We start from the raw sequence: 26,936 nt of genomic DNA on the forward strand, positions 1-26,936 counted from the left end.
CCGAGCGCTGACCGGTTTGTGGCAGTGGTATGGGAAGGTTCACTTTCGGCCGGGCCGCTGGCAGTTTGGCGGGGCGACGTCGGAGGGTAGGGAGCGTTCATGCCCCCTGCCCCCGACCCAGATGCAGGCTCATGCGCAACCGATACCTGGACCTGCTCCGCTTCCTGGCCATCGTCCGGGTCGTGGTCTACCACGTCACCGGCTGGGCGTCGCTGACCCTCGTCTTTCCGGCGATGGCGGTGATGTTCGCCCTGGCCGGGTCGCTGATGGCCGCCTCCCTGGACCGCTCCGGCGCCTCGGCCGCGCTGCGCCGGCTGCGCCGCCTGCTGCCCTCGCTCTGGGTGGTGGCGGTCGTCTTCGTGCCCGCCATGCTGCTGACCGGCCTGCCGCTGACCCCGAAGGTGCTGCTCTGGCTCTTCCCGGTCGCCGACCCGCCGGCGAACTACTGGGGCGCGCTGGCGTTGAGCGTCATCTGGTACCTGCGCGACTACCTGTGGTTCCTGCTCGCCTCGCCGGTCGCCCTCTGGCTGTTCCGCCGGGCGCCGGTCGCCACCCTGGCCGTGCCGTACGCGCTGCTGCTCGTGATCGAGCTGGGTCTGCTGCCCGGCGCGCCGGGGCCGCTGCGCGAGTTCGGCCTCTACTTCGGCGCCTGGCTGCTGGGCTTCGCCCACCACGACGGCCTGCTGCGCCGGCTCGCCAACCAGGTGCTCCTGCCGACCGCACTGGCCCTGGCGGGCGCCGGGGCCGCCTGGATCGTCACCCATCCGGGACCGCGCGGCTTCGACCTCAACGACATCCCCCTGGGCAACGCGCTGTGGTCCGCGGGGTTCATCCTGATCCTGCTGGGCCGGGCCCCCACCTCGGCGGACTGGATCGAGCGCAGCCCACTGTTCAGCCGGGTGGTCACCGTGTTCAACCGCCGGGCGCTGACCGTCTACCTGTGGCACATGTCGTTCGTGGTGCTGCTCACCCCGCTGGTCGGCGTGGTCGGCTGGTCGCACCAGGACCCGCTCGGCCTGGCGATCCGGGTGGTGCTGGTCTTCGCCCTGGTCGGGGTGGTCACCCTGCTGGTCGGCTGGGTGGAGGACGTGGCCGCCCGGCGGCGTCCCGAGCTGGTGCCGGGCGGCCGGCGCCCACCGGCGCCCCGGCCGGCCCGCACCGCCGACGCCCTCGCGCCGTGTCGCACCGCGCCGGCCGGCACCGCCCTCCGGCCGAGTCAGGACCGGGACGTGCCGGTGAGCCCGGCGCCGGCCGGGACCGCCCTCACGTCGGGACAGCCGCCGGACGTGCCGGTGAGTCCCGCGCCGGCGGGCCCCCGACCGCCGGCCCGCCCGGTCCGGGCACTCGGGATGCCGGCCGGCCCGGCGGGTACGGCCGGGTGCCCGGCCACCGGGCCCGCCGGGAAGCGGCGGGGGCCGAGCCGGTCGACGGCCGGCACCGCCGGCCGGGCGGTCCCCGTCCCACGGGAAGCCGAGGTCGCCACCGTCGAGATCAACGCTGGCTGACCCGCACGTTCCCGCTGCCGGTGCTCAGGTCGAGCACCAGGGACGCTCCCGGGTCGTTCGGCACGCCCAACTCGCTGTCGCCCGAACCGGTGCTGGACCGCACCCGGTACCGGCCGGCGGGCACCAGCAGCTCGACGTCGCCGCTGGCGGCGTGCGCCCGCGCCGAGGCGGGCGCGTCCAACTCGATCGTGACGTTGCCCGACTCGGCCTCCGCGTCCACCTGGCCGCGCAGCCGCAGCCCGGTGATGTCGCCCGACGAGGCGCGCAGGTCGACCGGGGCGGCCACGTCCTCCACCTCGATGTTCCCGGAGCCCGTCTCGGCGCGTACCGGGCCGGTGGCGCCGACGACCCGGATGTTGCCCGAGCCGAGGGTGAGCTCCACCGTGCCGACCCGGCTCAGCTCGACGTCGCCGGAGCCGGTCTCGCCCCGCACCCGGACCCCCTCCGGCGCGGTCACCTCGTACGACACCGAGCAGTGGGGACCGCACTCCGCGTCCAGCACCAGCTCGTCGCCCCGGACCTCGTACGTCGTGCGCGGCTGGTCGCCCTGGTAGCGCAGCACCCGCTTGATCCGTACCTCGGCGGCCGGACCGGTGGCCCGGACCACCACGTCGCCCGCTCCCGGACGTACGGTGACGGTGTTGATCCTTACCGCCTCGGTGTGGTCGAAGTCCAGCCGCCGGAGGGAGAGCGTGTCGCACCCGGCGGCGAGGATGACGGTGGCGGCCGCGCCCAGGGCGACGGCGGTGCGGGGGAGAGCCATGGTCAGCAACCTACGACCGGTCCCGCCCGCCGCACATCCGGGACGCGACGCCGCTCCACCCCGAACCGACCCTGATTTCCCACCCCGAGGGAGAATGGCCTGATGCCCGGGTACCGCCGACAGCTCTACCGCGACGACGCGGTGGTCCTGCGCGTGCAGAAGCTGGGCGAGTCCGACCGGATCATCACCCTGCTGACCCGCCGGCACGGCCGGCTGCGCGCGGTGGCCCGGGGCATCCGGCGCACCACCAGCAAGTTCGGCGCCCGGCTGGAGCCGTTCGGCCACGTCGACCTCCAGCTCGCCGGTGACCCGAAGGGCAACCAGGGCAGCTCGCTGCACACGGTCAGCCAGGTCGAGGGGATCGACCTGTACGGCAAGCGGTTCCTCGGTGACTATCCCCGCTACACGGCGGCCAGCGCCATCGCCGAGACCGCGGAACGCCTCACCCCGGTCGAGCGGGAGCCTTCGCTGCGGCTGTTCCAGCTCACCCTCGGCGCGCTGCGGGCGCTGGCCGAGGGGAGCCACGCCACCACGCTGGTGCTCGACGCGTACCTGCTGCGGGGGATGTCGCTGGCCGGCTGGGCGCCGGCGCTGACCGCCTGCGCGGTCTGCGGCACGCCGGGGCGGCACCGGGCGTTCTCCGTGCCGGCCGGCGGCGCGGTCTGCCCCGACTGCCGGCCACCGGGCGCGGCCCACCCCGCGCCGGCCACCATCGACCTGATGTCCGCGCTGACCAGTGGCGACTGGCGGGTCGCCGACGCCACCGAGACCGGCGTACGTCGGGAGTGCAGCGGCCTGGTCGCGGCGCACCTGCAGTGGCACCTGGAGCGCGCGCTACGCTCGCTGCCGCTGGTCGACCGGGGCGCCCCGGTGGTCGGTGCGGCGCCGTCACCCGGCGGTGGCGGGGCCGGTCCGGTCCCGCCGCCCGGCGAAGGGGCCGGTGTGGACGGCATGGACAGGGGGATGACCGAGTGATCCGATCGTTGAGGGCCGGCCGGCGTGAGCCGGTGCCGCCGACACCGCACCCGTCGGGCGCCCGGCCGCCGGCGCTGCCCGTCGAAACGGTGCCGAAGCACGTCGCCGTGGTGATGGACGGCAACGGCCGGTGGGCCAAGGAGCGCGGCCTGCCCCGCACGAAGGGTCACGAGGCGGGGGAGTTCAGCCTCTTCGACACCATCGAGGGCGCGATCGAGCTGGGCATTCCCTACCTGTCGGCGTACGCGTTCTCCACCGAGAACTGGCGGCGCTCGCCGGACGAGGTCCGGTTCCTGATGGGCTTCAACCGGGACGTCATCCGCCGCCGCCGCGACCAGCTCGTCGACCTCGGCGTGCGGGTGGTCTGGTCGGGCCGGGCGGGGCGGCTGTGGAAGAGCGTCATCTCGGAGCTGCAGACCGCTGAGGAGATGTCCCGGGGCAACTCGACGCTGACCCTGCAGTTCTGCGTGAACTACGGCGGCCAGGCGGAGATCGCCGACGCCGCCGCCGCGATCGCCCGCGACGTGGCGGCCGGCCGGCTCGACCCGGCGAAGGTCACCGAGAAGACCGTGGCGAAGTACCTTTACCACCCGGAGATCCCGGAGGTGGACCTGTTCCTGCGTCCCTCCGGTGAGGAGCGGATCTCCAACTTCCTGCTCTGGCAGACCGCGTACGCGGAGCTGGTGTTCCTCGACACCCTCTGGCCGGACTTCGACCGCCGGCACCTCTGGTACGCCTGCGAGCTGTACGCGAAGCGGGACCGTCGCTTCGGCGCCGCGCTGCCGAACCCGGTCGCTCCGCAGGTCTGAGGTCACGCTCAGCGACCCGGCGGTGTGGGTACTTCGGGGCGGCGCTGACGCGTTCCGGCCGGTCGGCGGAGCCTCGGCGCGTACGATCGGCGCAGGGCGCGCCGCCCGGGCGCGTCCGTCACGGGGGGTGGGGATGCCGGATCTCCGATACAAGATGATCATGGCGCTGAACGCGGCCGACCTGGGCAGCCCGATCTGCGAGCAGGTGGCCGGAATCTGTGCGGAGATCGCCGAGCAGCACTGCGCCGAGCTGGGGCACACCCCGAGCGTGCGCTCCGGCGAGATCGCCGAGCTGGCCACCGGGGAACCGGCGCTGACCTGGGCGCCGACCGAGTCCGGGCAGCGGGCCTGGTGACCGCCCTGGCGCCGAGCCCGGCGGTGGACGTACGGCGGGCCGCCGACCGGTTCGCGACCCGACTGTCCTGGCTCGACTCGAAGCACTCCTTCTCGTTCTCCCGGCACTACGACCCGGCCAACACCCACCACGGGCTGCTGCTGGTCAACAACGACGACGTCGTCCATCCGGGCACCGGTTTCGAGACCCACCCGCACGAGGACATGGAGATCGTGACCTGGGTGCTGCGCGGCTCGCTGGTGCACCAGGACTCCACCGGCCACAGCGGCGTGATCTATCCCGGGCTGGCCCAGCGGATGAGCGCCGGCACCGGCATCCTGCACTCGGAGAAGAACGACTCCTGGCGGCTGGACGGCCGTGACCCGCACACCGACCCGGTCCACTTCGTGCAGATGTGGGTGGTGCCCGACACCGACGGCGTCGACCCCGGCTACGAGCAGTTGGAGATCGGGGACGAGTTGCTGCGCGGCGGCCTGGTGCCGGTCGCCTCCGGGATGGACCGGTACGACGGCGCGTCGGCGATCCGGATCCGCAACCGGTACGCCACCCTGCACGCCGCCCGGCTCGCCCCCGGTGACGAGGTGACCCTGCCGGACGCGCCCTACCTGCACCTCTACGTGCCCAGTGGCGCGGTGACGCTGGAGGGCGCCGGTCGGCTCGGCGAGGGCGACGCCGCCCGGATCACGATGACCGGCGGCCACCGGGTCGCCGCCACCGAGGCCGCGGAGATCCTGGTCTGGGAGATGCACGCCACCCTCGCCTGACCCGCCTGACCCGCGCGCCGCCGGCCGGCGGTGGCTCAGGCCTCCACTTGGGAGCGGTCGCCGGCCCAGAGCGTGTGGAACGACCCCTCCCGGTCGACCCGGTGGTAGGTGTGCGCGCCGAAGTCGTCCCGGAGCCCCTGGATGAGCGCCGCCGGCAGCCGCTCCGCGCGCAGCGCGTCGAAGTAGGCCAGCGACGAGGAGAACGCGGGGGTGGGCACGCCGGCCCGGGCCGAGTCGGCCACCACCCGCCGCCAGCTCGGCACGCCGGCGCCGACCGCCTCGGCGAAGTACGGCGCCACCAGCAGCGTCGGCAGGTCGGGCTGGGCGTCGTACGCCGCACGGATGCGGTCGAGGAAGCGGGCCCGGATGATGCAGCCGCCCCGCCAGATGGTGGCGGTGCCGCCGAGGTCGATGTCCCAGTCGTACTCGCGGCTGCCGGCGCGGATGTGGTCGAAGCCCTGCGCGTACGCGACGATCTTGCTGGCCAGCAGCGCGCGCCGGACGTCCTCGACGAAGGTGTCCCGCTCCTCGACCTGCCATTTCTCGCCGGCGTCGGCGAAGGCCCGGCGGGCGGCGGCGCGCTGGCCGGCGTGGCCGGAGAGCGACCGGGCGAACGTGGCCTCGGCGATGCCGGTGATCGGGATGCCCAGGTCGAGCGCGCTCTGCACGGTCCACCGGCCGGTGCCCTTCTGCTCGGCCTGGTCGAGCACCACGTCGACGAAGGGCCGGCCGGTCGCCGCGTCGGTGTGCGCCAGCACGTCCGCGGTGATCTCGATCAGGAACGACTCCAGCTCGCCGGTGTTCCACTCCCGGAAGATGTCGGCGATCTCCGCCGGGCTCGCCGACAGCCCGGCCCGCAGCAGGTCGTACGCCTCGGCGATGAGCTGCATGTCGGCGTACTCGATGCCGTTGTGCACCATCTTGACGAAGTGCCCGGCGCCGTCCGGGCCGATGTGCCGGCAGCACGGGATGCCGTCCACCTGCGCGGCGATCTTCTCGAAGATCGGCCCGAGCTTGGCGTACGACTCGGCGGAGCCGCCGGGCATGATGCTCGGGCCGTGCAGCGCGCCCTCCTCACCGCCGGAGACGCCGGTGCCGACGAAGTGCAGCCCGTGCCCGCGCAGCGCCTCCTCCCGCCGGCGGGTGTCGGCGAAGTGCGCGTTGCCGCAGTCGACGACGATGTCGCCGGACTCCAGCAGGGGGACCAGTTCGTCGATCACCGCGTCGGTGGGGGCGCCGGCCTTCACCATGACGATCACCGCGCGGGGCCGCTCCAGGGTGGCGACGAAGTCCGCCAGCGACTCGGACGCGACGAAGGTGCCCTCCCCGCCGTGCTCGGCGACGAGGCTGCGGGTGCGCTCCGGGGAGCGGTTGTGCACCGCGACCGTGAAGCCGTTGCGGGCCAGGTTCCGGGCCAGGTTGCGGCCCATCACCGCCAGGCCCGTGACCCCGATCTGCGCCGTCGCCTGCTGAGCCATCCGTACCGCCACCCTTTCGCCGGACTTTCCGTACGGCGACCGTATCGCGGTCGATGCGGGCGCGGGCCCGGACGTCGACGCCGCGTGAGCGCGATGTCACGACCGGTTGGGCGGCATCTCGGCGAGCCGATCCTCAGCCTTCGGCCAGCCAGGCCTCGACGCGGGCGATCTTCGCGGCCATCGCGTCGGTGACCCGGGGCGAGAACGCGATCAGCACGCCGCCGATCGTGCCAGTAATTCGGATGCGCGTCGGCGGGGACGTCGGTTAGCGTGTCGGTATGCGTAACTGACGCCCTTCTTCCGAGCCCCCGGTCCGCCGCCGTTCGCGCCACGGACCCGTCCGCTCCGGGCGTCCGCATCCTTCTCGCCGCCGTCAGTCGTGGCGTCTCTCGTGGTCGGACCCGCCGGGGCTTGCCCGCTCGTCGCGCCATTCGGCGCCCCGACAGTCAGGAGGCAGCGTATGCCCGCCAAGCGCAGTCCGAAGAAGTCCCCCCCGGTTCCGTCCCCACTGGCGGTGACCCCACCCGACCTCGCCGCCCTGATGGCGGCGCCGACGCCGGCGTTCCCGGAGGTGACCCCGCCGGAGTCCGCCGGGGCGGGGTCGCGGGCGGCGGCGGCACCGACCCCGAAGGCCGGCCCGCCGACCGGCCGGGACGCCCGCTTCGCCGGCCACGCCCGGCGCACCGCCCAGCCCCGCCGGCACGCATTCCGCCGCAGCTGAGGCACCTTCGGGTGCAGTTGCGGTCGCTCCGGCGACCACAACTGCACCCGAACCGCTCGCCCGCCCACATCAGGCGGGCGCGGGGTCGGGGTCAGCCGATCAGGGGGCGGAAGGTGTTAAGCGCGATGCTGACCGCCAGCGCGGCGCTGGCCAGCACCGCCGCGCCGGCGATCAGCAGGCCGTCCGCCCGGGTGAAGTGTTGCCGCCGGGCGACCGTACGCGGGGTGCCGGCGTCGAAGCCGCGGGCGTCCATCGCGACCGCCAGCCGGGTGCCGCGGCGGATCGCGCCGACCAGCAGGGCGAACGCGGTCGAGACGAAGAGCCGCAGCTTGGCCAGCGGATTCCGGCCGGCGTCCACGCCCCGGGCCCGCCGGGCCATGCTGATCATCTGCCATTCCTGTTCCAGCAGCGGCACCAGGCGGAACGCGGCCAGCGTGCCGATGGCGAACCGGGCGGGCGCCCGCGCGTTCTGGATCAGCGCGTCGGCCAGGTCGGTCGGGTCGGTGGTGGCAAAGACGATCACCCCGGGCAGCGCCACCGCGAGCATTCGCAGCACCAGGCCGAGCGCGGTGAGCAGCACCCCTTCGGTCACCAGGACCGGGCCGGCCTCGACCAGGACCCGGCCGGAGCGGTCGGCGGCGAAGAGCACCAGGGTGACCAGAATGCCGGCGGCGCCGGCGAGCAACGGCCAGGCCCGCCCGGCCAGCACCCGGTAGCGGATGCCGAACAGCGGCAGCACCGCCAGCTCGATCGCGATGGCGATCGCCGGGGCCACCGGGTCCAGGGTGGCGATGAGGACGAACGAGAAGACCAGGGCGGCGGCCAGCTTCGCCACCGGGTTGCGGCGGGCCAGCGGCGCCCCGGGCGCGGCGATCGGTTCAACGCTGATCATGGGCGCTCCAGCGTGACGGTCCGGTCCGTGCCGGTGTTGCTGGGCGCGGCGATCGGTTCAAGGCTGATCATGGGCGCTCCAGCGTGACGGTCCGGTCCGTGCCGGTGTTGCTGGGCGCGGCGACCGGTTCAAGGCTGATCATGGGCGCTCCAGCGTGACGGTCCGGTCCGCGAGGGCGGCGACGAAGTCCGGGTCGTGGGTGACGGTGACGACGCCGTGCCCGGCGTCGCGCAGGTCGGCGAAGAGGTCGACCAGCTCCCGCCAGGTCCGCCGGTCCTGGCCGAAGGTCGGCTCGTCGCAGACCAGCAGGCGGGGCGCGGTGGCCAGCGCGGTCGCCACGCTCAGCCGTCGCGCCTCCCCACCCGAGAGGGTGTACGGGTTCGCGCCGGCCAGCCGGGCCAGCCGCAGCCGGTCCAGCAGGGCGTCCACGGTGGTGCGTACGGCCGGCTCGGACTGCCCGGTCCGGCGGGGGCCGAGCGCCAGCTCGTCGAAGACCGTGGCGGTGACGAACTGGTGCTCCGGGTCCTGGAAGACCGAGCCGATCCGGCGGGCCAGCGCGGGCGCCCGCCAGCGGTGCGGGGGAGTGCGGTGATCCGCCCCGGCCAGCGCGGCCGTCGCGGTGACCCGGCCGGCGCCGGGGCGGAGCAGCGCGCCGAGCAGCAGGGCCAGGGTGGACTTGCCGACGCCGTTGGGCCCGAGCACGGCGAGCGCCTCGCCGGCGCGTACCCGGAGGTCGGTGGGGGCCAGCCGGGGCGGCAGGCCGAGCCGGTCGGCGGCGAGCAGGAGGTCGCCGGGCGGCGCGGCGGCGGGCCGGGGCGGGACGATCCGCCCCGGCACCCAGACGCCCTCGGCGGCCAGCGCGTCGCCGTGCGCGGCGAAGACGGCCTCCGGCGGCCCGTCCGCGCGGACGCCGCCGCCGGGCTCCAGCACCACCACCCGGTCGATCAGCGGCAGGGCCTCGGCGACCCGGTGTTCGACCAGGATCAGGGTGGTGTCGGCGGCCAGGGCGCCGGCGACCGCCCGGCGGACCAGGTCGGCGCCGGCCGGGTCGAGGTTGGCGGTCGGCTCGTCGAGCAGCAGCAGGCCGGGGCGCAGGGCGAGCGCGCCGGCCAGGGCGAGGCGCTGCTGCTCGCCGCCGGAGAGCGCCGCGGTGGGCCGGTCCCGGTGGTACGGGAAGCCGACCCGGCGCAGCGCCTCGTCCACCCGCGGCCAGATCTCCCCGGCCGGCACCCCGCGGTTCTCCAACCCGAACGCGACGTCGTCGCCGCAGCGGGCCATCACCAACTGGGTCTCCGGGTCCTGGAAGACGATGCCGACCCGGTCCCGGTCCTTGCGCGGGTCGAGCCCGTCGATCTCGACGGTGCCCTCCTGCTCGCCGGAGTCCGCGGGCAGCAGCCCGGCCAGCGCGGCGAGCAGGGTGCTCTTGCCGGCCCCGGACGGCCCGAGTAGCAACACCCGTTCCCCGGCCTCGACCCGCAGGTCCAACCCCCGCACGGCCCACGCCTTCCGCCCGGCGTGCCGCCACCCGAACCCCCGGACCTCCACCCCGCTCACGCGCACCCCTCCCTGTCACGCCTCCCGGCCCCTGGCCCGGTGATCAAGAGGTTTGCGTCACGGAAGTGGCCTCTCGTTGACGCAAACCTCGTGATCAACGAAGGAGGGCGGCGGCGGTCAGACGGCGGCGCGTTCGCGGCCGGCGGGGAACCGGTCGAGGACACCGGTGCGGGCGAGGGCGCGGGTGAGGGCCAGGCTGCCGAGACCGGCGACCAGCAGCGAGCTGACCATGGTGATCAGGATGTAGGGGAGGCGGAAACTGCCCCACGCGGTCTCCGGGTACCAGACGAAGACGTCGTAGATCGCCGCCGCCAGGCCGGCCAGCGTGGCGGCCAGCAGGGCGACGGGCAGCCGGAAGTTGCGGTACCCGAAGGCCGCGAAGGCGAGTTCCGCCGCGGCGGCCTCCAGCGGACCCTGGATGACCAGCGTCCAGCCCCAGCTGCTGCCCAGCGCCACCGAGACCAGCGCGGCGACGGTGAGGGTGAAGAACGCGGCACCCGGCTTGCGGATGATCAGACCACCCAGGACCGCGGGGACCAGCCAGACGCCGTAGATGGCCGCCCGGCCGGGCAGCGGGATCGCGTCGGCGGGGCCGTTCCAGAGCAGGCCCCAGGCCCAGAAGATGATGCCGAAGGCCACCCCGAGGACCGCCGCGATGACGATGTCGATGGTGCGCCACCGGTTGCTGTCGGTGCTGTTCATGCGTGCTCCCAGTCCAGATGATCGAACCAGGAGAAGACGCACGCCGCGCCCGGATGCCCGGACGGCGGCGCGGCTGGAGGTCGACCGAACTCCCTGCGCTGGCATTACCCAGATCAGGTTCGAGGGTCTGCGGGCGATGCCCGCACTCTCAGCGCTGTGCGCTCCCCTGTCGGATGTGAAGTTGTCTCGTTGACGCTAACAGCTCCGATCCAGCCTCCGTCGGCCCGGGTGGACGACCGCCGGGCTGGGTAGGCTGCCGATCATGCGGGTCGAGGCGCGAGGGCTGACGTTCGAGGTACGCACCGGCGGCCCGGAGGGCGGTGATGCCGTCCTCCTGCTGCACGGTTTCCCGCAGCACGGTGGGGAGTGGGACGACGTGGTGCCGGCGCTGCACGCCGCCGGGCTGCGCACGTACGCCCCGGACCAGCGGGGCTACTCGCCGGGCGCCCGGCCGACCGAGGTGGCCGCCTACCGGGTGCCGGAGCTGGTCGAGGACGCGGCGGCCGTGCTCGACGCGCTGGGTGTCGAGGCGGCCCACGTGGTGGGGCACGACTGGGGCGCGATCGTCGCCTGGGGTCTCGCCGCGCGGTACCCCGAGCGGGTCCGCACGCTGACCGCCGTCTCCGTGCCGCATCCGGCCGCGATGTCGTACGCGCTGGCCAACGACCCGAGGCAGAAGGCGCGCTCGTCGTACATGGTGCTGTTCCGCCAGGAGGGCAGGGCCGAGAAGGTGCTGCTGGCCCTGAAGGGGGCCGCCCTGCGCAAGCTGCTCTCCGGGGTGGGCGACGCCGGGCGGGTGGCCCGGTACGCCGAGCCGATGCGTGAGTCGGGCGCGCTGACCGGCGCGCTGAACTGGTACCGGGCCATGTCCGGGGCCGATCTGGCGCGGACCGGGCCGGTCGCGGTGCCGACCACCTTCGTCTGGAGCGACGGCGACGTCGCCATCGGCCGGACCGCCGCCGAGGCCTGCGCCAGCCACGTGACGGGGCGGTACCGGTTCGTCGAACTCTCCGGCGTCACCCATTGGATCCCCGACGAGGCTCCGGCCCCGCTGGCCGAGGCGATCCTGGCCCGGGTACGCGGCCTGGCCTGAGCCGACGGCGGGGGTACGCCACGGCGGGTGGCGTACCCCCCCCGGCCCGGGTGCGCGGCCTGGCCCGAGTTGGCGGCGGGGAACGACGGCTGGTGGGGCCGGACCGGGGGGCCCGGCGGCGGGCCCGACCGGGGCGACGACGAGCAGGACGACGAAGGGACGGAGGAACGCATGACGGTGAGTGCCGAGGCATACCTGGCGGTGGTGACCGAGACGATCGGCCGGGTGGCGGCCAGCCAGCGGGAGGCGGTGGGCCGGGCGGCCGACCTGATCGCCGAGGCGCTGCGCGCCGACGGGGTGGTGCACGCCTTCGGCACCGGCCACTCCGAGGCGCTGGCGATGGAGATCGCCGGCCGGGCCGGTGGACTGGTGCCGACCAACCGGATCGCGCTGCGCGACCTGGTGCTGCTGGGCGGGGAGCAGCCGAGCATCCTGGGGCCGCACCTGGAGCGCGACCCCGCCGTGGCGCACCGCCTCTACGACCTGGCCCCGGTCCGCCCGTCGGACATCTTCGTGCTGGCCTCCAACTCCGGCGTCAACGGCGCGATGGTGGAGTTCGCGTCGCTGGTGAAGAAGCGCGGGCACCGGCTGGTGGCGATCACCTCGGCGGTGCACTCCGGCCGGATGGCCTCGCGCCACCCGTCCGGGCGCAAGCTCGCCGACTTCGCCGACGTGGTGCTGGACAACGGCGCCCCGTACGGTGACGCGACCCTGCCGCTGCCCGACGGCGGCGCCGTCGGCGCGGTCTCCTCGATCACGGCGGCCCTGCTGGCCCAGCAGATCGTGGCCGAGACGGTGGCCCGGCTGATCGCGGCGGGGGAACGGCCCCCGGTCTACCTGTCGGCCAACATGACCGGCGGCGACGAGCACAACGCCGCCCTGGAGGCCCGGTACGCGGGCCGGACCCGCCGGGGTTCGTGAGCCGGTTCCGCGCCCGCCCGGCCGGGGCAATGGCGTTGCTGCCGGCGGGGTGCGCCCGCCGGCAGTACCGTCTCCTCCGGAGGTAGCGCGTGTCCAAGGAATCCGAGAAGCAGCGCTGGCAGCGCAACTTCGCCGATCTGCTCCAGGAGCTGCGCGTGGCGCAGACCGGGGTGCAGATTCTCTTCGCCTTCCTGCTCACCCTGCCGTTCAGCAGCGGATTCACCCGGGTCAGCGCGTTCCAGAGAGACGTCTACATCGTCGCGTTGCTGTCGGCCGCCGCCGCCACCGCGATGATCATTTCGCCGGTCGCCTTCCACCGCGCGCTGTTCCGCCAGGGTCGCAAGCCGGAGCTGGTCCGCTTCGCGCACCGGATGGCCGGCGGCGGCCTGGCCTTCATGCTGGTCTCGATGGTCAGCGCGGTGCTGCTGATCACCGACTTCGTGCTCCACCGCGGCATGGCCCTGGTGCTCAGCGCGCTCACCGCGCTGTGGTTCCTGACCCTCTGGGCGTTCCTGCCGTTCGCCCGGCGCAACTGGGGCGAGGACGACATCGACGACGACGATGACGACCCGCAGGTGCGCTCCGGCGACTGACCCCGCCGCGCCGGTCACCGGCCGGGAAATCGGGCGTGCACGCAACGCTACCCCTGGGTAACACCCGGGAGTAGGGTTGCTCCTGTCGAGCACGTTGACGCATCCGGACCGAGGTTCGAGGGGGCAGCCGTGACCACGACACACAACAGCCGACCGATTCAGGACGGCGCCGGGCCGCTGCCGGGCGAGGCGGGCCAGGTCTCCGAGAAGGAGGCCCGCCAGGTCGCCGAGGCGGCCCGGGAGGCCGCCTGGGACCGGCCCAGCTTCGGCAAGGAACTCTTCCTCGGCCGGTTCCGGCTCGACCTGATCGATCCCTGGCCCCGCTCCGACCCCGACGACGACGCGCGGGCCGAACAGTTCCTCGGCGAGTTCGGGGCGTACCTGCGGTCCGAGGTGGACGGCGGCGCCATCGAGCGGGACGCGTCCATCCCGGACGAGGTGTTCCAGGGGCTGGCCCGGCTCGGCGCCTTCGGCATGAAGATCGACCGGAAGTACGGCGGCCTCGGCCTGAGCAACCTGCACTACTGCCGGGCGCTGATGCTGGCCGGCTCGGTCAGCCCGGCGATCGGTGCGCTGCTCTCCGCCCACCAGTCGATCGGCGTGCCGCAGCCGCTGAAGATGTTCGGCACCGACGAGCAGAAGCAGAGCTTCCTGCCCCGGCTGGCCGCCGGGGAGGTCTCCGCGTTCCTGCTCACCGAGCCGGACGTCGGCTCCGACCCGGCCCGGCTGGCCACCACCGCCGAGCCGACCGCCGACGGCACGGGCTACCGGCTCAACGGGGTGAAGCTCTGGGCCACCAACGGCACCGTGGCCACCCTGCTGGTGGTGATGGCGCGGGTGCCGGCCGGCGAGGGGCGGCGCGGCGGCATCACCGCGTTCGTGGTCGACGGCGACAGCGAGGGCATCACCGTCGAGCGGCGCAACGCCTTCGTCGGCCTGCGCGGCCTGGAGAACAGCCTCACCCGGTTCCACGACGTCTTCGTGCCCGTCGAGAACGTCATCGGCGGCGAGGGCAAGGGGCTGAAGATCGCCCTGACCACGCTGAACACCGGCCGGCTGTCGCTGCCGGCGATGTGCGTCGGCGCGGGCAAGTGGTCGCTGAACGTGGCCCGGGAGTGGGCTGCCGACCGGGTGCAGTGGGGCCGGCCCGTCGGCGAGCACGAGGCGGTCGCCCAGAAGCTGGCCTTCATCGCCGCCACCACGTACGGCATGGAGACCATGCTCGACCTCTGCTGCCTGCTCGCCGACGACGACCGCAACGACATCCGGATCGAGGCGGCCCTGGTCAAGCTCTACGCCAGCGAGATGGCCTGGAAGATCGCCGACGAGCTGATCCAGATCCGTGGCGGACGCGGCTACGAGACGGCCGACTCGCTCGCCGCCCGGGGCGAACGCCCCGCCGCCGTCGAGCAGTTGCTGCGGGACCTGCGGATCAACCGGATCTTCGAGGGCTCCACCGAGATCATGCACCTGCTCATCGCCCGGGAGGCGGTCGACGCGCACCTCTCGGTCGCCGGCGACATCATCGACCCGGACGCGGGCCTCGCCCGCAAGGCGAAGGCGGGGGCCCGGGCCGGGGCCTTCTACGCCAGGTGGCTGCCCACCCTCGCCGTCGGCAGGGGACAGACCCCGAACGCGTACGGCGAGTTCGGCCCGCTCGCCGGCCACCTGCGGCAGGTGGAGCGGTACTCCCGCAAGCTGGCCCGCTCGACGTTCTACGCGATGTCCCGCTGGCAGGGGAAGATGGAACGCAAGCAGGCGTTCCTCGGCCGGGTGGTGGACATCGGCGCGGAGCTGTTCGCGATGTCCGCGGTCTGCGTCCGGGCGTACGCGGAGCGGGACACCCGCCCGGAGAACGTCGAGCTGGCGGACCTGTTCTGCCGGCAGGCGCGGGTCCGGGTCGAGCAGCTGTTCAACGCGTTGTGGGAGAACACCGACTCCGTCGACGTCGCGGCGGCGAAGCGGATCCTCGCCGGCCGGTACGCCGCCCTGGAGGAGGGCGTGCTCACCCCGCCGGCCGACGCCCCGTGGGTGGCGCACTGGTCACCCGGCCCGTCGACCACACCCGACGTCCGCCGCCGCATCCCCCGCCAGGGCTGACGCCGTCGGTCCGTCGGCCCGCCACGACATGCGCTGTCCGGCCGTCCGGACACCCGCGACATGCCGGATCCTGCGGGCGCGTGCCGCGACGGCGCGCGACCCGGACGGGTCGTCGGGAGCGGTCAGCGGGCGATCGCCCAGGCCAGCACCCCGGCCAGGATCAACCCGTTGAGCGCGGCGAGCACCAGGTAGGCCACGGGCGGGATCTTCCGCCCCTTGCGGACGAAGCTCACCAGGACGGCGGCGTACCCGAGCAGCAGCACGGCGACGACGATCAGGAAGTACAGCACTGTCACACCCTAACGGCCGCTCCGCAGGCCGAGTCGGCGCAGCTCCAGCGCGGCGAGCGCGTCGACGGTGGCGTCGTCGCGACGCCGCCACGCCTCGGCCACGTCCGGATCGATCCTGGTCAGCTTGCGCAGCGGCTGCCCGGCGAGCGCGCGCAGCGCCAGCAGGTCCCGCCCGGCGGGGGCGGTGGCCATCGCCTTCGCCGAGGCGGCCCGGCGCATCCAGCGCAACCGCAGCGGCAGCCAGCCGAAGAGCACCAGGCCGAGCGGGAAGACCAGCACGGCGATGGCCAGCGCCAGGGCGAGCTGGCCGACCAGTTCCTGCTGGTCGCGGCCGGCGTCGGCGACCGCGCGGGCCGCCTCGGCCGCGCGCTCGAACGGCGCGGTCAGCTCGTCGCCGACCAGCGGCACTCGGCCGACCTTCCCGCCGGCGTCGGCCAGGTTGTCGGCGAGGCCACCGCCGGCCCCCTCCAGCTTCTGTCCGGGTACGGCGAGCTTCTGCACCAGGTCGTGCACCCACAGGGAGAAGCGGACCGCCGCGTACACCCAGACGACGACGAGCAGGTCGGTGAGGAGCTGGCGGAGGGCGACGGGGAAGCGATCGGCGTAGATCTTCACGTCGGACAGCGTGCCACGGCGCGGCGCGGCCGGCACCCCCTGAATCGGCCGTCAGCCGGCGCACTCCGGGCAGGTGCCGAAGATCTCCAGGGTGTGGCTGACGTCGGCGTACCCGTGCTGGGCGGCGACCCGCTCGGCCCAGGTCTCCACGGCCGGTCCGGCCACCTCCACGGTGCGACCGCAGGCCCGGCAGACCAGATGGTGGTGGTGCCCCTCGCTGCACCGGCGGTAGAGGTGCTCCCCGCCGGGCGGGCGCATCACGTCGATCTCGCCGACGTCGGCGAGGCCCTGCAGGGTGCGGTAGACGGTGGTCAGCCCGACCCGCTCACCCCGGTCACGGAGCATCGCGTGCAGGTCCTGCGCGCTGTGGAAGCCCTCCATCTCGGCGAGCAGCGCGCTCACCGCCGTGCGCTGCCGGGTGTTGCGCAGCGTCCCCTCGCTCATGCCGTCGCCTCCCTCCGGTCGGCGACGTCATGAGGCCGCACCGCGCTGCGCCGATTGATTCGCTCGCTGCGCTCGCTCATGATCCCTCCCCGGCGTGGCTCACCGCGTCCGCAACGATGTGCGCGACGTGCTCGTCGACCAGGACGTACGCGATCTCGCGGCCGCGCCGCGAGCCACGGACCACCCCCGCCCCGCGCAGCACCCGCAGGTGCTGGGATACCAGCGGCTGCGGGGCGCGGAGCTTCTCCACCAGCTCGTGCACACATCGTTCACCCTGCGCCAGTTCGCTCACGATCGCCAGCCGGATCGGGGCGGCGAGGGCGCGGAGCAGTTCACCCGCGCCCTCGTAGGCCTCGTACCCGTTTGTGCCGGTCACCCTGCAACGATAACCAATACCACCGACCCGTCGCGGGGCGGCGTCACCGGAGCAGGACCTCGTGCGGCTCGGCCGCCGGCGTGCCGGCCGGGGTGGCCCGCCGGCGCAGCAGCCGCCAGCCGGCGGCGGCGAGCGCGACCACCAGGAAGGAGGCGATCGCCAGCAGCACGACCGAGGCGCCCGGGGCGGTGTCGGCGGTGGCCGCCACCCAGACCCCGGCCCCGGCCGCGAAGAGGCCGAGCGCCATGGCCGCCGTCATGGTGCTGCGGAACCCCCGGGTGACCTGCTGGGCGGTGGCGACCGGCACCACCATCAGGGCGCTGATCAGCAGCACCCCGACCGCCCGCATGGCGATGGTGACGGTTACCGCGGCGGACACGGCCAGCAGCAGGTTCAGCGCCCGGACGGGCAGCCCGGAGACCCGGGCGTACTCCTCGTCCTGGCAGACCGCGAAGAGCGCCGGGCGCAGCGCCAGCATGGTGACCAGGATGGCCGCCCCGAGCACCAGGATGGTGGTCAGGTCCTGCGCGGAGATGGTGCTCAGCGAGCCGAAGAGGTACGCGTTGAGGCTGGCGCTGGTGGCGTCGGAGAGCCCGACCAGCATCACCCCGCCGGCGATGCCGCCGTAGAAGAGCAGCGCCAGCGCCAGGTCGCCGGAGGTGCGCCCGCGGGCCCGGACCAGCTCGATGGTGATCGCGCCGACGGTCGCCACGACCACCGCCACCAGCACCGGGGAGCGGTTGAGCAGCAGCCCGGCGCCGACACCGGTCAGCGCGACGTGGCCGATACCGTCGCCGATCAGGGTCAGCCGCCGCTGCACCAGGTAGATGCCGAGTGCCGGGGCGGCCAGGCCGATGACCAGGGCGCCGATCAGCGCGCGCTGCATGTAGGGGTGCTGGAAGAGTTCCATGGTCAGCTGCTCCACAGCCCGGCGGGCTCGTCGGGACCGTGCGGGTGCACGTGGTCGTGGTCGGGCTCCGCGTGGTGGCCGGCGGGTTCGGGCACCGCGCCGTCGTGGCAGATCCCACCCTGGTGCACCACCACCGCCCGGCTGATCAGCGGTCGCAGCGGGCCCAGCTCGTGGGCGACGAGCAGCACGGTGCCGCCGTCGGCGACGAAGTCGCGCAGCGCGGTGGCGAACGCCTCCTGGCTGGCCGCGTCGACCCCGGCGGTCGGCTCGTCGAGCACCAGCAGTTCCGGCCGGCCGGCGAGGGCCCGGGCGATCAGGGTGCGCTGCTGCTGGCCGCCGGAGAGGGTGGCGACCGGGTCGGCGGCCCGGTCGGCGAGCCCGACCGCGCGCAGCGCCGCGTCGACCGCCTCCCGGTCGGCGCGCCCCGGCGGGCGGAGCACGCCCCGGCGGGCCAGCCGGCCGGAGGCGACCACCTCGCGCACGGTGGCCGGTACGCCGCCGCCGGCGCCGAGCCGCTGCGGGACGTACCCGATGCGCTGCCACTGCCGGAACCGGCGCAGCGGGGTGCCGAACAGCTCGACGGAGCCGGCGACCAGCGGGACCAGCCCGAGCACGGCGCGGATCAGGGTGGACTTGCCGGAGCCGTTGGCCCCCAGGACGGCGGCCACCTCGCCGGCGGTGACGGTGAGCGAGACGTCCCGCAGCACGGGTCGGCCGTCGTAGCCGACCACTCCGTGCGTGACGGTGATGACGGGTGCGGTCACGAGCAGCTCAACGCCGTCCGCAGGGTCTGCAGGTTGGTGCGCATCACCGAAAGGTAGTCCCCGCCGGAGCCGGTCGACAGCCCCTCGATGGGGTCCAGCACCGCGGTCTTCGCGCCGACCTCCTCGGCGATGGTCTCGGCGACCTTCGGGCTGACCAGCGTCTCGAAGAAGATCGTGGTGGCCCGGTGCTCGCGGGCCTCCGCGGCGACCTCGGCGAGGCGCTTCGGGGAGGGCTCGATGTCGGGGGCGAGGCCGGTGATGCCGACCTGCTCCAGCTGGTAGCGCTCGGTGAGGTAGCCGAAGGCGGTGTGGCTGACCACGATCTCCCGGCGCTGGCAGGTCTTCAGCCCGGCGGCGAACTCGGCGTCGAGCTTCTCCAGCTCGCCACGGAGCGTCGCGGCCCGGGCGGTGTAGTCGGCGGCCCGCTCGGGGTCGGTCCGGCCGAGCCGCTGGGCGAGCTGGTCGCCGACGGTGGCCAGCCGGGTCGGGTCGAGCCAGAGGTGTGGGTCGAGGCCGCCGGTCCGCTCCTCGGCGTGACCGGCCTCATCCTCGTGGTCGTGGCCGCCGGCCGAGGCGGTCAGCAGCGGCTGCACCGTCGCCACGTCGAAGGCGCGGTCGGCGGCGTTCTGATCCACGGCCTCGTCCACGTTCGGCTGGAAGCCCTTGAGGTAGACGACCAGCTCCGCGTCGCTGACCTGCCCGACCTGGCGCGGATTGAGCTCCAGGTCGTGCGGCTCGGCGCCCGGCTTGGCCAGGTTGGCGACGGTGACCGCGTCGCCGCCGATCCGCTCGGCGAGGAACTGCAACGGGTAGAAGGCGGCCACCACGTCGACCCGCTGCGGGTCGGCGCCCGCCCCGCCCGGCGAGCAGGCGGCGACGCCGCCGAGGGCGAGCAGGGCGGTGGCGGCGGCCAGGGCGCGCGGAGCGGAGGGGATGTTCATGACATCAACTGTCCGTGACAACGGAAATGATTGTCAAAAACGCATGAGTGCATGTCAGAGCAGCTTGGCCAGCGCGACCGCGACCAGCAGGGTCAGCATCAGCAGCCGGACCATCCGGGTCTGCGGCGCCTGCACCGGCCAGGTGGTCACCAGCAGCCAACTCAGCCCGGCGGCGAGCGCCAGCAGCAGCACGCCGCCCACCGGGCCGGGCGCGAAGAGCGCCACCAGCACCACCACCAGCGTGGCGAGGAACACCGAGGTCGGGTTGGCCCGGGCCAGCCGGACCAGCAGAGGGCTCTGCGTACGCTGCATCCCACAGACTCTACGAGGAGGACGCCGTGCTGGTCACCAACCGGTTCGTGGTCGAGGTCGAGGTGGCGGACGACTTCGTCGTCCGGGCGCACGCCGCCCTCGCGGCGCTTGCCGCCCGCCCCGGCTACCTGCGCGGCGAGCTGCTGCGCGCGCTCGACGACCCGGCCCACTGGTGCCTGGTCACCGAGTGGGAGTCGGTCGGGGCGTACCGGCGGGCGCTGGGCGGGTTCGACGTCAAGATCGCCGCGGTGCCGCTGCTCGCCGAGTCGCTCGACGAGCCGTCCGCGTACGAGACGCTGGCCAGCGCCGCCCCGGAGGGCGAGGTCGTGGTGGCCAGCAGCGATCGGGCCGCGAGTCCGCACCGCTGAACCTGCGGGCACTACCCTGCACCTATGACCGCACCCGGCCCGGCAGCCCCACCGCCGTACCCCGCGACACCCGGCCGGGACGGCGGTCCGCCACCGGCGACGCCGGGTGACCCGGGCGTGCCCGCCCCGCCGCCCGGCCCGGGAGTGGCCCCCCCGTTCGCCGCGCCGCCCACCGAGGGCGGCCGGAAGCGGCTCTGGCTGGGCCTCGGCGTCGGGGCGCTCGCCCTGCTGATCTGCTGCGGCGGAGGCGGTGGGGCCCTGGTCGGCCTGATCGTCAGCAACGTCCGGGCGACCGAGGAGCAGGGGCACGCGGTCACCGACGCCTACTACCGGGCGCTGGTCCACAAGGAGTTCGGCGCGGCGTACGACAAGCTCTGCGACGACGCGCGGCACCGCGAGTCCCGGGCGGAGTTCACCCAGCGGGTGGCCGCCGAGCCGGCGATCGCCGCCTACCGGGTGGGCAAGGTCGACCCGAACGCGCTCACCGTGCCGGTGAACGTCACGTTCAGCGGCGGCTCCCAGGGCACCCAGGAGGTGACCCTCGCGCCGGACCGGCAGACCGGCGACATGGAGGTCTGCGGGATCCGGTGAGCCGCCCCCCGGGTATTCTGCTGGGCCCGGGACCGCCGCGGGTCGTACCGTTGTCCCGAACTGTTCGTTCCGACCACATCACGTCCCCGCCGACCGCCAGCCGGCGTAGGAGGAAACATGCCAGCCGACCGTATCGACGCCGTCGTCAGCCTCGCCAAGCGCCGGGGCTTCGTCTTCCCCTCAAGTGAGATCTATGGGGGCACCCGGTCGGCGTGGGACTACGGTCCGCTCGGCGTGGAGCTCAAGGAGAACGTCCGCCGGCAGTGGTGGAAGACCATGGTCCAGCAGCGCGACGACGTCGTCGGCCTGGACTCCGCGGTCATCCTGGCCCGCAAGGTGTGGGAGGCCTCCGGCCACCTCTCCGAGTTCGTCGACCCGCTCACCGAGTGTCAGTCGTGCCACAAGCGGTTCCGCGCCGACCACCTGGAGGAGGCGTACGCCGAGAAGCACGGCAAGCCGCTGACCTCGCTGTCCGAGCTGAACTGCCCGAACTGCGGCAACAAGGGCACCTTCACCGAGCCGAAGATGTTCAACGGCCTGATGAAGACCTTCCTCGGCCCGGTGGAGAGCGACGAGGGCCTGCACTACCTGCGCCCGGAGACCGCCCAGGGCATCTTCGTCAACTACAAGAACGTGGAGACGGTCGCCCGCAAGAAGCCGCCGTTCGGCATCGCGCAGACCGGCAAGTCGTTCCGCAACGAGATCACCCCAGGCAACTTCATCTTCCGCACCCGCGAGTTCGAGCAGATGGAGATGGAGTTCTTCGTCGAGCCGGGCTCCGACGAGCAGTGGCACGAGTACTGGCTCCAGGAGCGCTGGAACTGGTACCTCGACCTGGGCCTGTCGGCGGAGAACCTGCGCCTCTACGAGCACCCGAAGGAGAAGCTCTCCCACTACTCGAAGCGCACCGTCGACATCGAGTACCGGTTCCAGTTCGGCGGCAGCGAGTTCGCCGAGCTGGAGGGCATCGCCAACCGCACCGACTTCGACCTCTCCACGCACAGCAAGCACTCCGGCGTCGACCTGTCCTACTTCGACCAGACGAAGCAGGAGCGCTGGATGCCGTACGTGATCGAGCCGGCCGCCGGCCTCACCCGCGCGGTGCTGGCGTTCCTGCTCGAGGCGTACGACGAGGACGAGGCCCCGAACACCAAGGGCGGGGTGGACAAGCGCACGGTGATGCGCTTCGACCCGCGGCTGGCCCCGGTCAAGGTGGCGGTGCTGCCGCTGTCCCGCAACGAGGCGCTGTCGCCGAAGGCGAAGGGCCTGGCCGCGCAGCTGCGCAAGCGCTGGGTGGTGGAGTTCGACGACTCGCAGGCGATCGGCCGCCGCTACCGCCGCCAGGACGAGATCGGCACCCCGTTCTGCGTGACCGTCGACTTCGACACCCTCGACGACGACGCGGTGACCGTGCGGAACCGGGACACCATGGCCCAGGAGCGGGTCGCCCTGGACCAGGTCGAGCGCTACCTGATCGAGCGCCTGCCCGGCTGCTGAGACGACGGGTCCGCCGGCCCCGCCCCCGCGCTGCCGGGGCGGGGCCGGCGCGTTTTCCGGGCCATCCGGACCAATGGGGCGTGTCGGCCTGGCCCGGTGGTTGAGCCCGGGCGTAGTCTCGTGCGAGCATTCCCGGCGTTGAATCTCATCACGGGGGTGTGTGCATGACGCGCGCGTCGCAACAGGACAACGACCACGACCCGAAGCGGCGGCGCCTGCTGCGCCGCGCCGCGACGGTCGCCGCCACCACGGCCGGCGCCGGCGTCGTCGCCGCGGTGGGCATGCCGGGCGCGGCCCAGGCGGCCCCGGGCGACAACCTGATCATGGGTACGACGAACGACGCCGGCGGGGCCAGCACCACGCTCACCCACACCGACTCGCCGCTGGTGCTGGCCAACCCGGCCGGCGCGCCGCTGCGGCTGGTGCCGAGCTCGGGCCTCTACCCGCACGGGCTCGACTCCGAGGCCGGCACCGTGGCGGTCGACGACCAGGGCGACCTCTTCGTCCGGGCGGGCACCGCCGCCGAGCCCACCAACGGCTGGGCGTGGACCAGCGAGTGGGCCACCACCTCGGTCGCCGTGCCGCCGACCAGGGTCCTCGACACCCGCGACGCCAACCTGCGGCGCAACATCATCTCCGGGTCGCTGGACTCCCTCGGCCGGCTCCAGCCCGGCGTGCCGGTCGTGCTCGCCCTCGACCCGTACGTCCGCGACGGCTACGCGATCAAGGGCAACGTCACCGTGGTCGGGATGACCGGCGCCGGCGTGCTCACCGTGTGGGGCAGCGGCACCAAGCCCACCGCGTCCACGGTCAACTGGTCGACCGCCGGCACGATCCTGTCCAACTTCCTCTTCACCGAGCTGGGCGCGGTCGGGGCGTACCGCAGCGTGCTGACCCTCCAGGCCACCTCGTCGCCGACCCACGTGATCGTCGACATGACCAGCCTGCTGGTCGGTCACCCGAGCCAGGTCCTGCTCGGCGGTGGGGCGTAGGTGCCCGGCCAATCCCGGCCCACCTCCCGTCCGTCGCAGACCGTCAACCCATCCAACGGGGGAATGAGATGACTTCGTCCGAACCCGACCGCTCCGCCTCGCGGCGTACCCTGCTGCGGCGGGCCGCTGTCACCGGCGGCGCGGCGGTCGCCGCCACCGCCGTCACGACCGCGAACGCCGCCCCGGCCAGCGCCGCCGCCAACCAGCCGGTCGTGCTGGGCGCGCCCAACAGCGGCGGCACGACCACGGTGACCAGCCGCGCCGGCAACGGCGCGGCCACCCTCGTCGTGCAGAACGACAACGGCCCCGCGCTGCTGCTCAAGCGCTCGGAGTCGAAGCTGCCGGTGCTGCCCGGCTCGCTGGAGTCGACCACCCTCGGCCTCGGCGCCGCCGGCACCGACGCGGGCGGCGTCGTCCGGCGGTACGAGACGCTCACCACGGCGAACGCCACCATGCTGGTGCCGATCCCGCCCACCCGGGTGCTCGACACCCGTACCGCCGCCGGCCGGGCCCGGCTGCTGGAGGGCGCCGGGCAGATCGACTCGCAGGGCCGCGCGGTCGCGGGCGCCTGGCTGCTGGTCCACCTCGACGGCATCGTCGAGTACAGCGACGGCATGATCGGCAACGTGACCGTGGCCAAGACCGAGAAGGGCGGCTTCGCCACCGTCTACGGCCGGGGCAGTGCCCCGGCCGCGTCCACCATCAACTGGTGGGGCGCCGGCCAGTTGCTCTCCAACGGCGTCATCACCCAGACCGGCGGCTGGTCGACCGGCAACGGTGACTACTACCCGGACACCGTGGCCATCTGGGTGCAGAAGAGCGCCAGCGCGATCATCCTCGACGTGACCGGCCTGCTGGTGTTCCACCCGGAGTCCGCCGTCATCAACAACCCGAAGCGCCTGACCGCCGACTCGGGCACCAGCGGCGTACGCGCCGACGTGATCAAGGCCAATGCCGAGCGCGGTGACCGGGAGGTGCAGCCCCGTGCGTGAGACCGAGGAGACCAGCAACGTGACCACCGACGAGACGTCGTCGACCACCCGCCGCCGGATCATCAAGGCCGGTGTCGCCGCGGGCGCCGGCGTCGGTGCGGCGGCGGTCGTCGCCACCCCGGCCGGCGCCGACCCAGGGCAGCCGGTGGTCATCGGGGTCACCAACGACGCGGGCGGCACCGAGACCGTGCTGCGCGGCGGTTCCTCGCTGGCCCCGACGCTGACCGTCGACGCCCCGAGCACCCGCCCCCCGCTGGTGCTGACCCCCACCCCGTCCGCGAACATCCCGCAGGAGCTGCCGACCGGCTCGCTGGCGGTCACCCCCTCCGGTGAGCTGGTGATCGGCGGCAAGGGCGGCGTCCGGGCGTACGTCAACACCTCGCGGTGGGCGAACCGGACGATGGCCGTCCCGCCGCAGCGGATCCTGGACACCCGGTCGGTCTCCAGCTACAGCGCGAACGTGGTCAGCTCCACCACCGTGGTGACCTCGGGCAAGCTGAACGCCGGCCAGGTCATCCACCTGACCGTCAAGAACGTGCCGCCGGCGCTGGCGGAGCGGGCCACCGCGGCGTACGTCAACATCACGGTGGCCAACACGGTCTCCGCCGGGGTGCTGACCGCGTTCAGCTCCTCGATCGCCAAGCCGAAGACCTCGTCGCTGAACTGGTGGGGGCCGAACCAGATCCTCTCCAACCTGGTCGAGGTGCAGCTGGGGGCCTACAACGGCAACCAGCTCGCGTTCGCCATCCACGTCAACAGCGCGACGTCGGTGATCGTGGACGTCTCGGGCCTGATCCTGTCCAACCCCGGCACGTACTGACCCGTACGCCGGTCGCCGCCGCGGTGCGAGTTCGCTCACCATCGCGGCGGCGACCGGCCACCGGGCCCCGGGCCATCGCGCCGGGCATGGGATTCTTGGGTACGTGACCAGTCCCGCTCCCTCCGTCGCGCTCCGCCCGCTCACCCTCGGGCGGCACCAGGTGTGGCCACCGGTGGTGCTCGCCCCGATGGCCGGCATCACCAATGTCGGCTTCCGGCAGCTCTGCCGGGAGCAGGGCGGCGGCATCTACGTCTGCGAGATGATCACCACCGTCGCGCTGGTCGAGCGGAACCCGAAGACGCTGCGCATGATCGCCTTCGGCACCGACGAGCGACCGCGCAGCCTCCAGCTCTACGGCACCGACCCGGAGATCACCGCCGCGGCCGTGCGGATCGTGGTCGAGAAGGACCTCGCCGACCACATCGACCTCAACTTCGGCTGCCCGGTCCCGAAGGTCACCCGCAAGGGCGGCGGCTCCGCGCTGCCGTGGCGGCGCCGGCTCTTCGCCCGCCTGGTGAGGGCCGCGGTGGACGCCGCGTCGCCCGCCGGGGTGCCGGTCACCGTGAAGATGCGCAAGGGCATCGACGATGACCACCTGACGTACGTGGAGGCCGGGCTGGCCGCGCAGGACGCCGGGGTGGCGGCGGTCGCCCTGCACGGGCGTACGGCCGCGCAGCGCTACTCGGGCACCGCCGACTGGGACGCGATCGCCACCTTGAAGCAGGCCCTGGACGTGCCGGTGCTCGGCAACGGCGACATCTGGGAGGCCGACGACGCGCTGCGGATGGTGGCACACACCGGCGTGGACGGGGTGGTGATCGGCCGGGGCTGCCTGGGCCGGCCGTGGCTCTTCGCCGACCTGGAGGCCGCCTTCGACGGCCGCACCGAGCGGCGGCTGCCCACCCTCGGCGAGGTCGCGCAGACCATGCGCCGCCACGCCGAGCTGCTGGTCGACCAGTTCACCGCCGGCTCCCGCACCCTGGCCCGGGGCGAGCGGGACGGCTGCACCGACTTCCGCAAGCACGTCGCCTGGTACCTCAAGGGCTTCCCCGTCGGCAGCGAGCTGCGCCGCGACCTGGCGATGATCGAGAGCCTGGCGCAGCTCGACGACCTGCTCGGCAAGCTCGACCTCAGCGAGCCCTTCCCGGTGGCCACCCTCGGCCAGCCCCGGGGTCGCACCAACTCCCCTGGCAAGGTGTACCTGCCCGACGGCTGGCTGGCCAGCCGGGACGACGACACCGTCCCGGAGGGCGCCGAACTCGCCGACTCCGGCGGCTGACCACCCGTCCGCCCGCCCGCGGGCGGACGCGGAGACGGCGAAAGGGCCGGCCCCGGTTGGGGGCCGGCCCTTTCGTGTGTGTCTGGTGTCAGCTGGTGGCGGAGTAGCCGCGGGTGGCGATCCAGTCGGCGAGGTTGTCGACGGTGATCTGGTAGGAGGCCTGGTCGGGGTTGGCGGAGTCGGCGATGGTGACGATCTTGCCGTTGTCCTGGTAGCCCACGACGCTGATGTAGTGGCCACCCTCGAAGGAGTGGACGCCGCCGTCGGTGTCGGTGGTGGTGCCGGCGATGTTGGCGACCACGGCGCGGCCGTCGTCGACGGTGCGGACGATGTCGGTGCGCAGCTTGTCGGTCTGCTTGTCGTCGGCCTTGCTGTCCTTGATCTCCACCGAGTGGTAGGCGTCGTTCTTACCGGTTTCCTTGTTCAGGACGGGGGTGATGTCGTTGATGCTGTTGGTGCCGTTCTCGGTGGTGCCCATTTCCTTGGCCATGGCGTCGACGCTGATGTTCTTGCCCTGGAC

The 26,936-nt window shown here is 73.6% G+C and carries 31 protein-coding genes and 1 riboswitch; of the genes, 17 read left to right on the top strand and 14 right to left on the bottom strand.

All coding sequences use genetic code 11. The features are described 5' to 3' along the window. The first annotated feature begins 131 nt into the window (after nt 1–131). Nucleotides 132–1,505 (top strand): acyltransferase, encoded by a 1,374-nt coding sequence (locus tag AB0I41_RS20110; protein WP_357109496.1) that lies wholly within the window; start codon nt 132–134, stop codon nt 1,503–1,505. Here AB0I41_RS20110 and AB0I41_RS20115 read toward each other — a convergent pair. Continuing rightward, complete coding sequence (locus AB0I41_RS20115; RefSeq protein WP_357109498.1) at nt 1,492–2,268, bottom strand: DUF4097 family beta strand repeat-containing protein; 777 nt, start codon at nt 2,266–2,268, stop codon at nt 1,492–1,494. The two genes, AB0I41_RS20110 and AB0I41_RS20115, sit on opposite strands and share 14 nt — an antisense overlap. A 102-nt stretch (nt 2,269–2,370) precedes the next feature. Between AB0I41_RS20115 and recO the strand changes: the two genes are divergently transcribed. The 4 genes from recO (at nt 2,371) to AB0I41_RS20135 (ending at nt 5,171) form a co-directional block, all read left to right on the top strand. Then, nucleotides 2,371–3,243 carry a DNA repair protein RecO gene (gene recO, locus AB0I41_RS20120; protein WP_357109501.1) on the top strand — a complete coding sequence of 291 codons (873 nt, stop codon included), beginning with the start codon at nt 2,371–2,373 and terminating at the stop codon, nt 3,241–3,243. A 32-nt stretch (nt 3,244–3,275) separates the two neighbouring features. Beyond that, nucleotides 3,276–4,052, top strand: a complete 777-nt coding sequence (locus tag AB0I41_RS20125) for an isoprenyl transferase (RefSeq protein WP_357109583.1) — start codon at nt 3,276–3,278, stop codon at nt 4,050–4,052. A 133-nt stretch (nt 4,053–4,185) separates the two neighbouring features. After that, nucleotides 4,186–4,407 carry a thioredoxin reductase gene (locus AB0I41_RS20130; protein WP_357109502.1) on the top strand — a complete coding sequence of 74 codons (222 nt, stop codon included), beginning with the start codon at nt 4,186–4,188 and terminating at the stop codon, nt 4,405–4,407. Then, nucleotides 4,404–5,171 carry a pirin family protein gene (locus tag AB0I41_RS20135; RefSeq protein WP_357109505.1) on the top strand — a complete coding sequence of 256 codons (768 nt, stop codon included), beginning with the start codon at nt 4,404–4,406 and terminating at the stop codon, nt 5,169–5,171. The genes AB0I41_RS20130 and AB0I41_RS20135 overlap by 4 nt, the downstream gene beginning before the upstream one ends. Before the next feature lie 35 nt (nt 5,172–5,206). On the opposite strand, the gene gndA is transcribed toward AB0I41_RS20135, so the two are convergent. Continuing rightward, nucleotides 5,207–6,649: an NADP-dependent phosphogluconate dehydrogenase gene (gene gndA / locus AB0I41_RS20140; protein WP_357109508.1), complete on the bottom strand. Its 1,443-nt coding sequence runs from the start codon at nt 6,647–6,649 to the stop codon at nt 5,207–5,209. A gap of 514 nt (nt 6,650–7,163) precedes the next feature. Here gndA and AB0I41_RS20145 point away from each other — a divergent pair. After that, nucleotides 7,164–7,370 (top strand): hypothetical protein, encoded by a 207-nt coding sequence (locus tag AB0I41_RS20145; protein WP_357109510.1) that lies wholly within the window; start codon nt 7,164–7,166, stop codon nt 7,368–7,370. A gap of 91 nt (nt 7,371–7,461) precedes the next feature. On the opposite strand, the gene AB0I41_RS20150 is transcribed toward AB0I41_RS20145, so the two are convergent. The 3 genes from AB0I41_RS20150 to AB0I41_RS20160 form a co-directional block, all read right to left on the bottom strand. Further along, the gene (locus tag AB0I41_RS20150) at nt 7,462–8,262 is read right to left on the bottom strand and encodes an energy-coupling factor transporter transmembrane component T (RefSeq protein WP_357109511.1); all 801 of its coding nucleotides are present in this window, start codon (nt 8,260–8,262) and stop codon (nt 7,462–7,464) included. Nucleotides 8,263–8,400: 138 nt separating this feature from the next. Next, complete coding sequence (locus AB0I41_RS20155) at nt 8,401–9,816, bottom strand: ABC transporter ATP-binding protein (RefSeq protein WP_357109514.1); 1,416 nt, start codon at nt 9,814–9,816, stop codon at nt 8,401–8,403. Nucleotides 9,817–9,933: 117 nt separating this feature from the next. After that, nucleotides 9,934–10,518, bottom strand: a complete 585-nt coding sequence (locus AB0I41_RS20160) for an ECF transporter S component (protein WP_357109517.1) — start codon at nt 10,516–10,518, stop codon at nt 9,934–9,936. Between the two features lie 72 nt (nt 10,519–10,590). Continuing rightward, a riboswitch (TPP riboswitch) is annotated at nt 10,591–10,696 on the bottom strand. A gap of 84 nt (nt 10,697–10,780) precedes the next feature. Between AB0I41_RS20160 and AB0I41_RS20165 the strand changes: the two genes are divergently transcribed. The 4 genes from AB0I41_RS20165 to AB0I41_RS20180 all read left to right on the top strand — a co-directional run bounded on the left by AB0I41_RS20165 (nt 10,781) and on the right by AB0I41_RS20180 (nt 15,225). Next, on the top strand, nt 10,781–11,611 hold the full coding sequence (locus AB0I41_RS20165) for an alpha/beta hydrolase (protein ID WP_357109520.1): 831 nt from the start codon (nt 10,781–10,783) through the stop codon (nt 11,609–11,611). 171 nt (nt 11,612–11,782) lie between these two features. Then, entirely contained in the window at nt 11,783–12,532 is a 750-nt protein-coding gene (locus AB0I41_RS20170; protein ID WP_357109586.1) for an SIS domain-containing protein, read from the top strand. A gap of 89 nt (nt 12,533–12,621) precedes the next feature. After that, the gene (locus tag AB0I41_RS20175; protein WP_357109523.1) at nt 12,622–13,125 is read left to right on the top strand and encodes a DUF6328 family protein; all 504 of its coding nucleotides are present in this window, start codon (nt 12,622–12,624) and stop codon (nt 13,123–13,125) included. A 129-nt stretch (nt 13,126–13,254) separates the two neighbouring features. Further along, on the top strand, nt 13,255–15,225 hold the full coding sequence (locus tag AB0I41_RS20180) for an acyl-CoA dehydrogenase family protein (RefSeq protein ID WP_357109526.1): 1,971 nt from the start codon (nt 13,255–13,257) through the stop codon (nt 15,223–15,225). A 122-nt stretch (nt 15,226–15,347) separates the two neighbouring features. Here the strand turns inward: AB0I41_RS20180 and AB0I41_RS20185 are convergent, their stop codons facing one another. The 8 genes from AB0I41_RS20185 to AB0I41_RS20220 form a co-directional block, all read right to left on the bottom strand. Further along, a complete protein-coding gene (locus AB0I41_RS20185; RefSeq protein WP_357109530.1) occupies nt 15,348–15,515 on the bottom strand; it encodes a hypothetical protein in 168 nt (55 codons plus the stop codon). 9 nt (nt 15,516–15,524) lie between these two features. Further along, a complete protein-coding gene (locus AB0I41_RS20190; protein WP_357109533.1) occupies nt 15,525–16,130 on the bottom strand; it encodes a hypothetical protein in 606 nt (201 codons plus the stop codon). A gap of 51 nt (nt 16,131–16,181) precedes the next feature. After that, the gene (locus AB0I41_RS20195; RefSeq protein WP_357109536.1) at nt 16,182–16,574 is read right to left on the bottom strand and encodes a Fur family transcriptional regulator; all 393 of its coding nucleotides are present in this window, start codon (nt 16,572–16,574) and stop codon (nt 16,182–16,184) included. A gap of 76 nt (nt 16,575–16,650) precedes the next feature. After that, nucleotides 16,651–16,950 carry a metalloregulator ArsR/SmtB family transcription factor gene (locus AB0I41_RS20200; RefSeq protein WP_357109538.1) on the bottom strand — a complete coding sequence of 100 codons (300 nt, stop codon included), beginning with the start codon at nt 16,948–16,950 and terminating at the stop codon, nt 16,651–16,653. 43 nt (nt 16,951–16,993) lie between these two features. Continuing rightward, nucleotides 16,994–17,860 (bottom strand): metal ABC transporter permease, encoded by an 867-nt coding sequence (locus tag AB0I41_RS20205; protein ID WP_357109588.1) that lies wholly within the window; start codon nt 17,858–17,860, stop codon nt 16,994–16,996. Between the two features lie 2 nt (nt 17,861–17,862). Then, nucleotides 17,863–18,624 carry a metal ABC transporter ATP-binding protein gene (locus AB0I41_RS20210; protein WP_357109540.1) on the bottom strand — a complete coding sequence of 254 codons (762 nt, stop codon included), beginning with the start codon at nt 18,622–18,624 and terminating at the stop codon, nt 17,863–17,865. Continuing rightward, nucleotides 18,621–19,565: a metal ABC transporter substrate-binding protein gene (locus AB0I41_RS20215; protein ID WP_357109542.1), complete on the bottom strand. Its 945-nt coding sequence runs from the start codon at nt 19,563–19,565 to the stop codon at nt 18,621–18,623. Before AB0I41_RS20215 ends, AB0I41_RS20210 begins: the two co-directional genes overlap by 4 nt. A 54-nt stretch (nt 19,566–19,619) precedes the next feature. Beyond that, the gene (locus tag AB0I41_RS20220) at nt 19,620–19,877 is read right to left on the bottom strand and encodes a DUF6703 family protein (RefSeq protein WP_357109544.1); all 258 of its coding nucleotides are present in this window, start codon (nt 19,875–19,877) and stop codon (nt 19,620–19,622) included. A gap of 26 nt (nt 19,878–19,903) precedes the next feature. On the opposite strand from AB0I41_RS20220, the gene AB0I41_RS20225 reads away from it, so the two are divergent. The 7 genes from AB0I41_RS20225 to dusB all read left to right on the top strand — a co-directional run bounded on the left by AB0I41_RS20225 (nt 19,904) and on the right by dusB (nt 26,416). After that, the gene (locus AB0I41_RS20225) at nt 19,904–20,245 is read left to right on the top strand and encodes an antibiotic biosynthesis monooxygenase (protein WP_357109547.1); all 342 of its coding nucleotides are present in this window, start codon (nt 19,904–19,906) and stop codon (nt 20,243–20,245) included. Nucleotides 20,246–20,362: 117 nt separating this feature from the next. Continuing rightward, the gene (locus AB0I41_RS20230) at nt 20,363–20,836 is read left to right on the top strand and encodes a hypothetical protein (protein ID WP_357109589.1); all 474 of its coding nucleotides are present in this window, start codon (nt 20,363–20,365) and stop codon (nt 20,834–20,836) included. Nucleotides 20,837–20,953: 117 nt separating this feature from the next. Next, entirely contained in the window at nt 20,954–22,333 is a 1,380-nt protein-coding gene (locus AB0I41_RS20235) for a glycine--tRNA ligase (protein ID WP_357109549.1), read from the top strand. Nucleotides 22,334–22,497: 164 nt separating this feature from the next. After that, the gene (locus AB0I41_RS20240) at nt 22,498–23,325 is read left to right on the top strand and encodes a hypothetical protein (protein ID WP_357109552.1); all 828 of its coding nucleotides are present in this window, start codon (nt 22,498–22,500) and stop codon (nt 23,323–23,325) included. Nucleotides 23,326–23,393: 68 nt separating this feature from the next. Beyond that, the gene (locus AB0I41_RS20245) at nt 23,394–24,317 is read left to right on the top strand and encodes a hypothetical protein (protein WP_357109554.1); all 924 of its coding nucleotides are present in this window, start codon (nt 23,394–23,396) and stop codon (nt 24,315–24,317) included. After that, nucleotides 24,310–25,137, top strand: a complete 828-nt coding sequence (locus AB0I41_RS20250; protein WP_357109557.1) for a hypothetical protein — start codon at nt 24,310–24,312, stop codon at nt 25,135–25,137. The genes AB0I41_RS20245 and AB0I41_RS20250 overlap by 8 nt, the downstream gene beginning before the upstream one ends. Before the next feature lie 103 nt (nt 25,138–25,240). Continuing rightward, nucleotides 25,241–26,416: a tRNA dihydrouridine synthase DusB gene (gene dusB, locus AB0I41_RS20255; RefSeq protein ID WP_357109559.1), complete on the top strand. Its 1,176-nt coding sequence runs from the start codon at nt 25,241–25,243 to the stop codon at nt 26,414–26,416. A gap of 88 nt (nt 26,417–26,504) precedes the next feature. Here dusB and AB0I41_RS20260 read toward each other — a convergent pair. Next, a partial coding sequence (locus AB0I41_RS20260) for a C39 family peptidase (protein ID WP_357109560.1) occupies nt 26,505–26,936 on the bottom strand: 432 nt, incomplete at its 5' end.

The sequence above is a fragment of the Micromonospora sp. NPDC050200 genome (genome assembly GCF_040656135.1).
Taxonomy (GTDB): Bacteria; Actinomycetota; Actinomycetes; order Mycobacteriales; family Micromonosporaceae; genus Micromonospora.

Excerpts from the sequence above, each read along its gene's own strand:
- recO (WP_357109501.1), top strand. The coding sequence starts at position 2,371 with ATGCCCGGGTACCGCCGACAGCTCTACCGCGACGACGCGGTGGTCCTG.
- gndA (WP_357109508.1), bottom strand. The coding sequence starts at position 6,649 with ATGGCTCAGCAGGCGACGGCGCAGATCGGGGTCACGGGCCTGGCGGTG.
- AB0I41_RS20220 (WP_357109544.1), bottom strand. The coding sequence starts at position 19,877 with ATGCAGCGTACGCAGAGCCCTCTGCTGGTCCGGCTGGCCCGGGCCAAC.
- AB0I41_RS20235 (WP_357109549.1), top strand. The coding sequence starts at position 20,954 with ATGCCAGCCGACCGTATCGACGCCGTCGTCAGCCTCGCCAAGCGCCGG.
- AB0I41_RS20195 (WP_357109536.1), bottom strand. The coding sequence starts at position 16,574 with ATGAGCGAGGGGACGCTGCGCAACACCCGGCAGCGCACGGCGGTGAGC.
- AB0I41_RS20205 (WP_357109588.1), bottom strand. The coding sequence starts at position 17,860 with ATGGAACTCTTCCAGCACCCCTACATGCAGCGCGCGCTGATCGGCGCC.
- AB0I41_RS20165 (WP_357109520.1), top strand. The coding sequence starts at position 10,781 with ATGCGGGTCGAGGCGCGAGGGCTGACGTTCGAGGTACGCACCGGCGGC.
- AB0I41_RS20110 (WP_357109496.1), top strand. The coding sequence starts at position 132 with ATGCGCAACCGATACCTGGACCTGCTCCGCTTCCTGGCCATCGTCCGG.
- AB0I41_RS20170 (WP_357109586.1), top strand. The coding sequence starts at position 11,783 with ATGACGGTGAGTGCCGAGGCATACCTGGCGGTGGTGACCGAGACGATC.
- AB0I41_RS20215 (WP_357109542.1), bottom strand. The coding sequence starts at position 19,565 with ATGAACATCCCCTCCGCTCCGCGCGCCCTGGCCGCCGCCACCGCCCTG.
- AB0I41_RS20115 (WP_357109498.1), bottom strand. The coding sequence starts at position 2,268 with ATGGCTCTCCCCCGCACCGCCGTCGCCCTGGGCGCGGCCGCCACCGTC.
- AB0I41_RS20160 (WP_357109517.1), bottom strand. The coding sequence starts at position 10,518 with ATGAACAGCACCGACAGCAACCGGTGGCGCACCATCGACATCGTCATC.
- AB0I41_RS20245 (WP_357109554.1), top strand. The coding sequence starts at position 23,394 with ATGACTTCGTCCGAACCCGACCGCTCCGCCTCGCGGCGTACCCTGCTG.
- AB0I41_RS20150 (WP_357109511.1), bottom strand. The coding sequence starts at position 8,262 with ATGATCAGCGTTGAACCGATCGCCGCGCCCGGGGCGCCGCTGGCCCGC.
- AB0I41_RS20240 (WP_357109552.1), top strand. The coding sequence starts at position 22,498 with ATGACGCGCGCGTCGCAACAGGACAACGACCACGACCCGAAGCGGCGG.
- AB0I41_RS20130 (WP_357109502.1), top strand. The coding sequence starts at position 4,186 with ATGCCGGATCTCCGATACAAGATGATCATGGCGCTGAACGCGGCCGAC.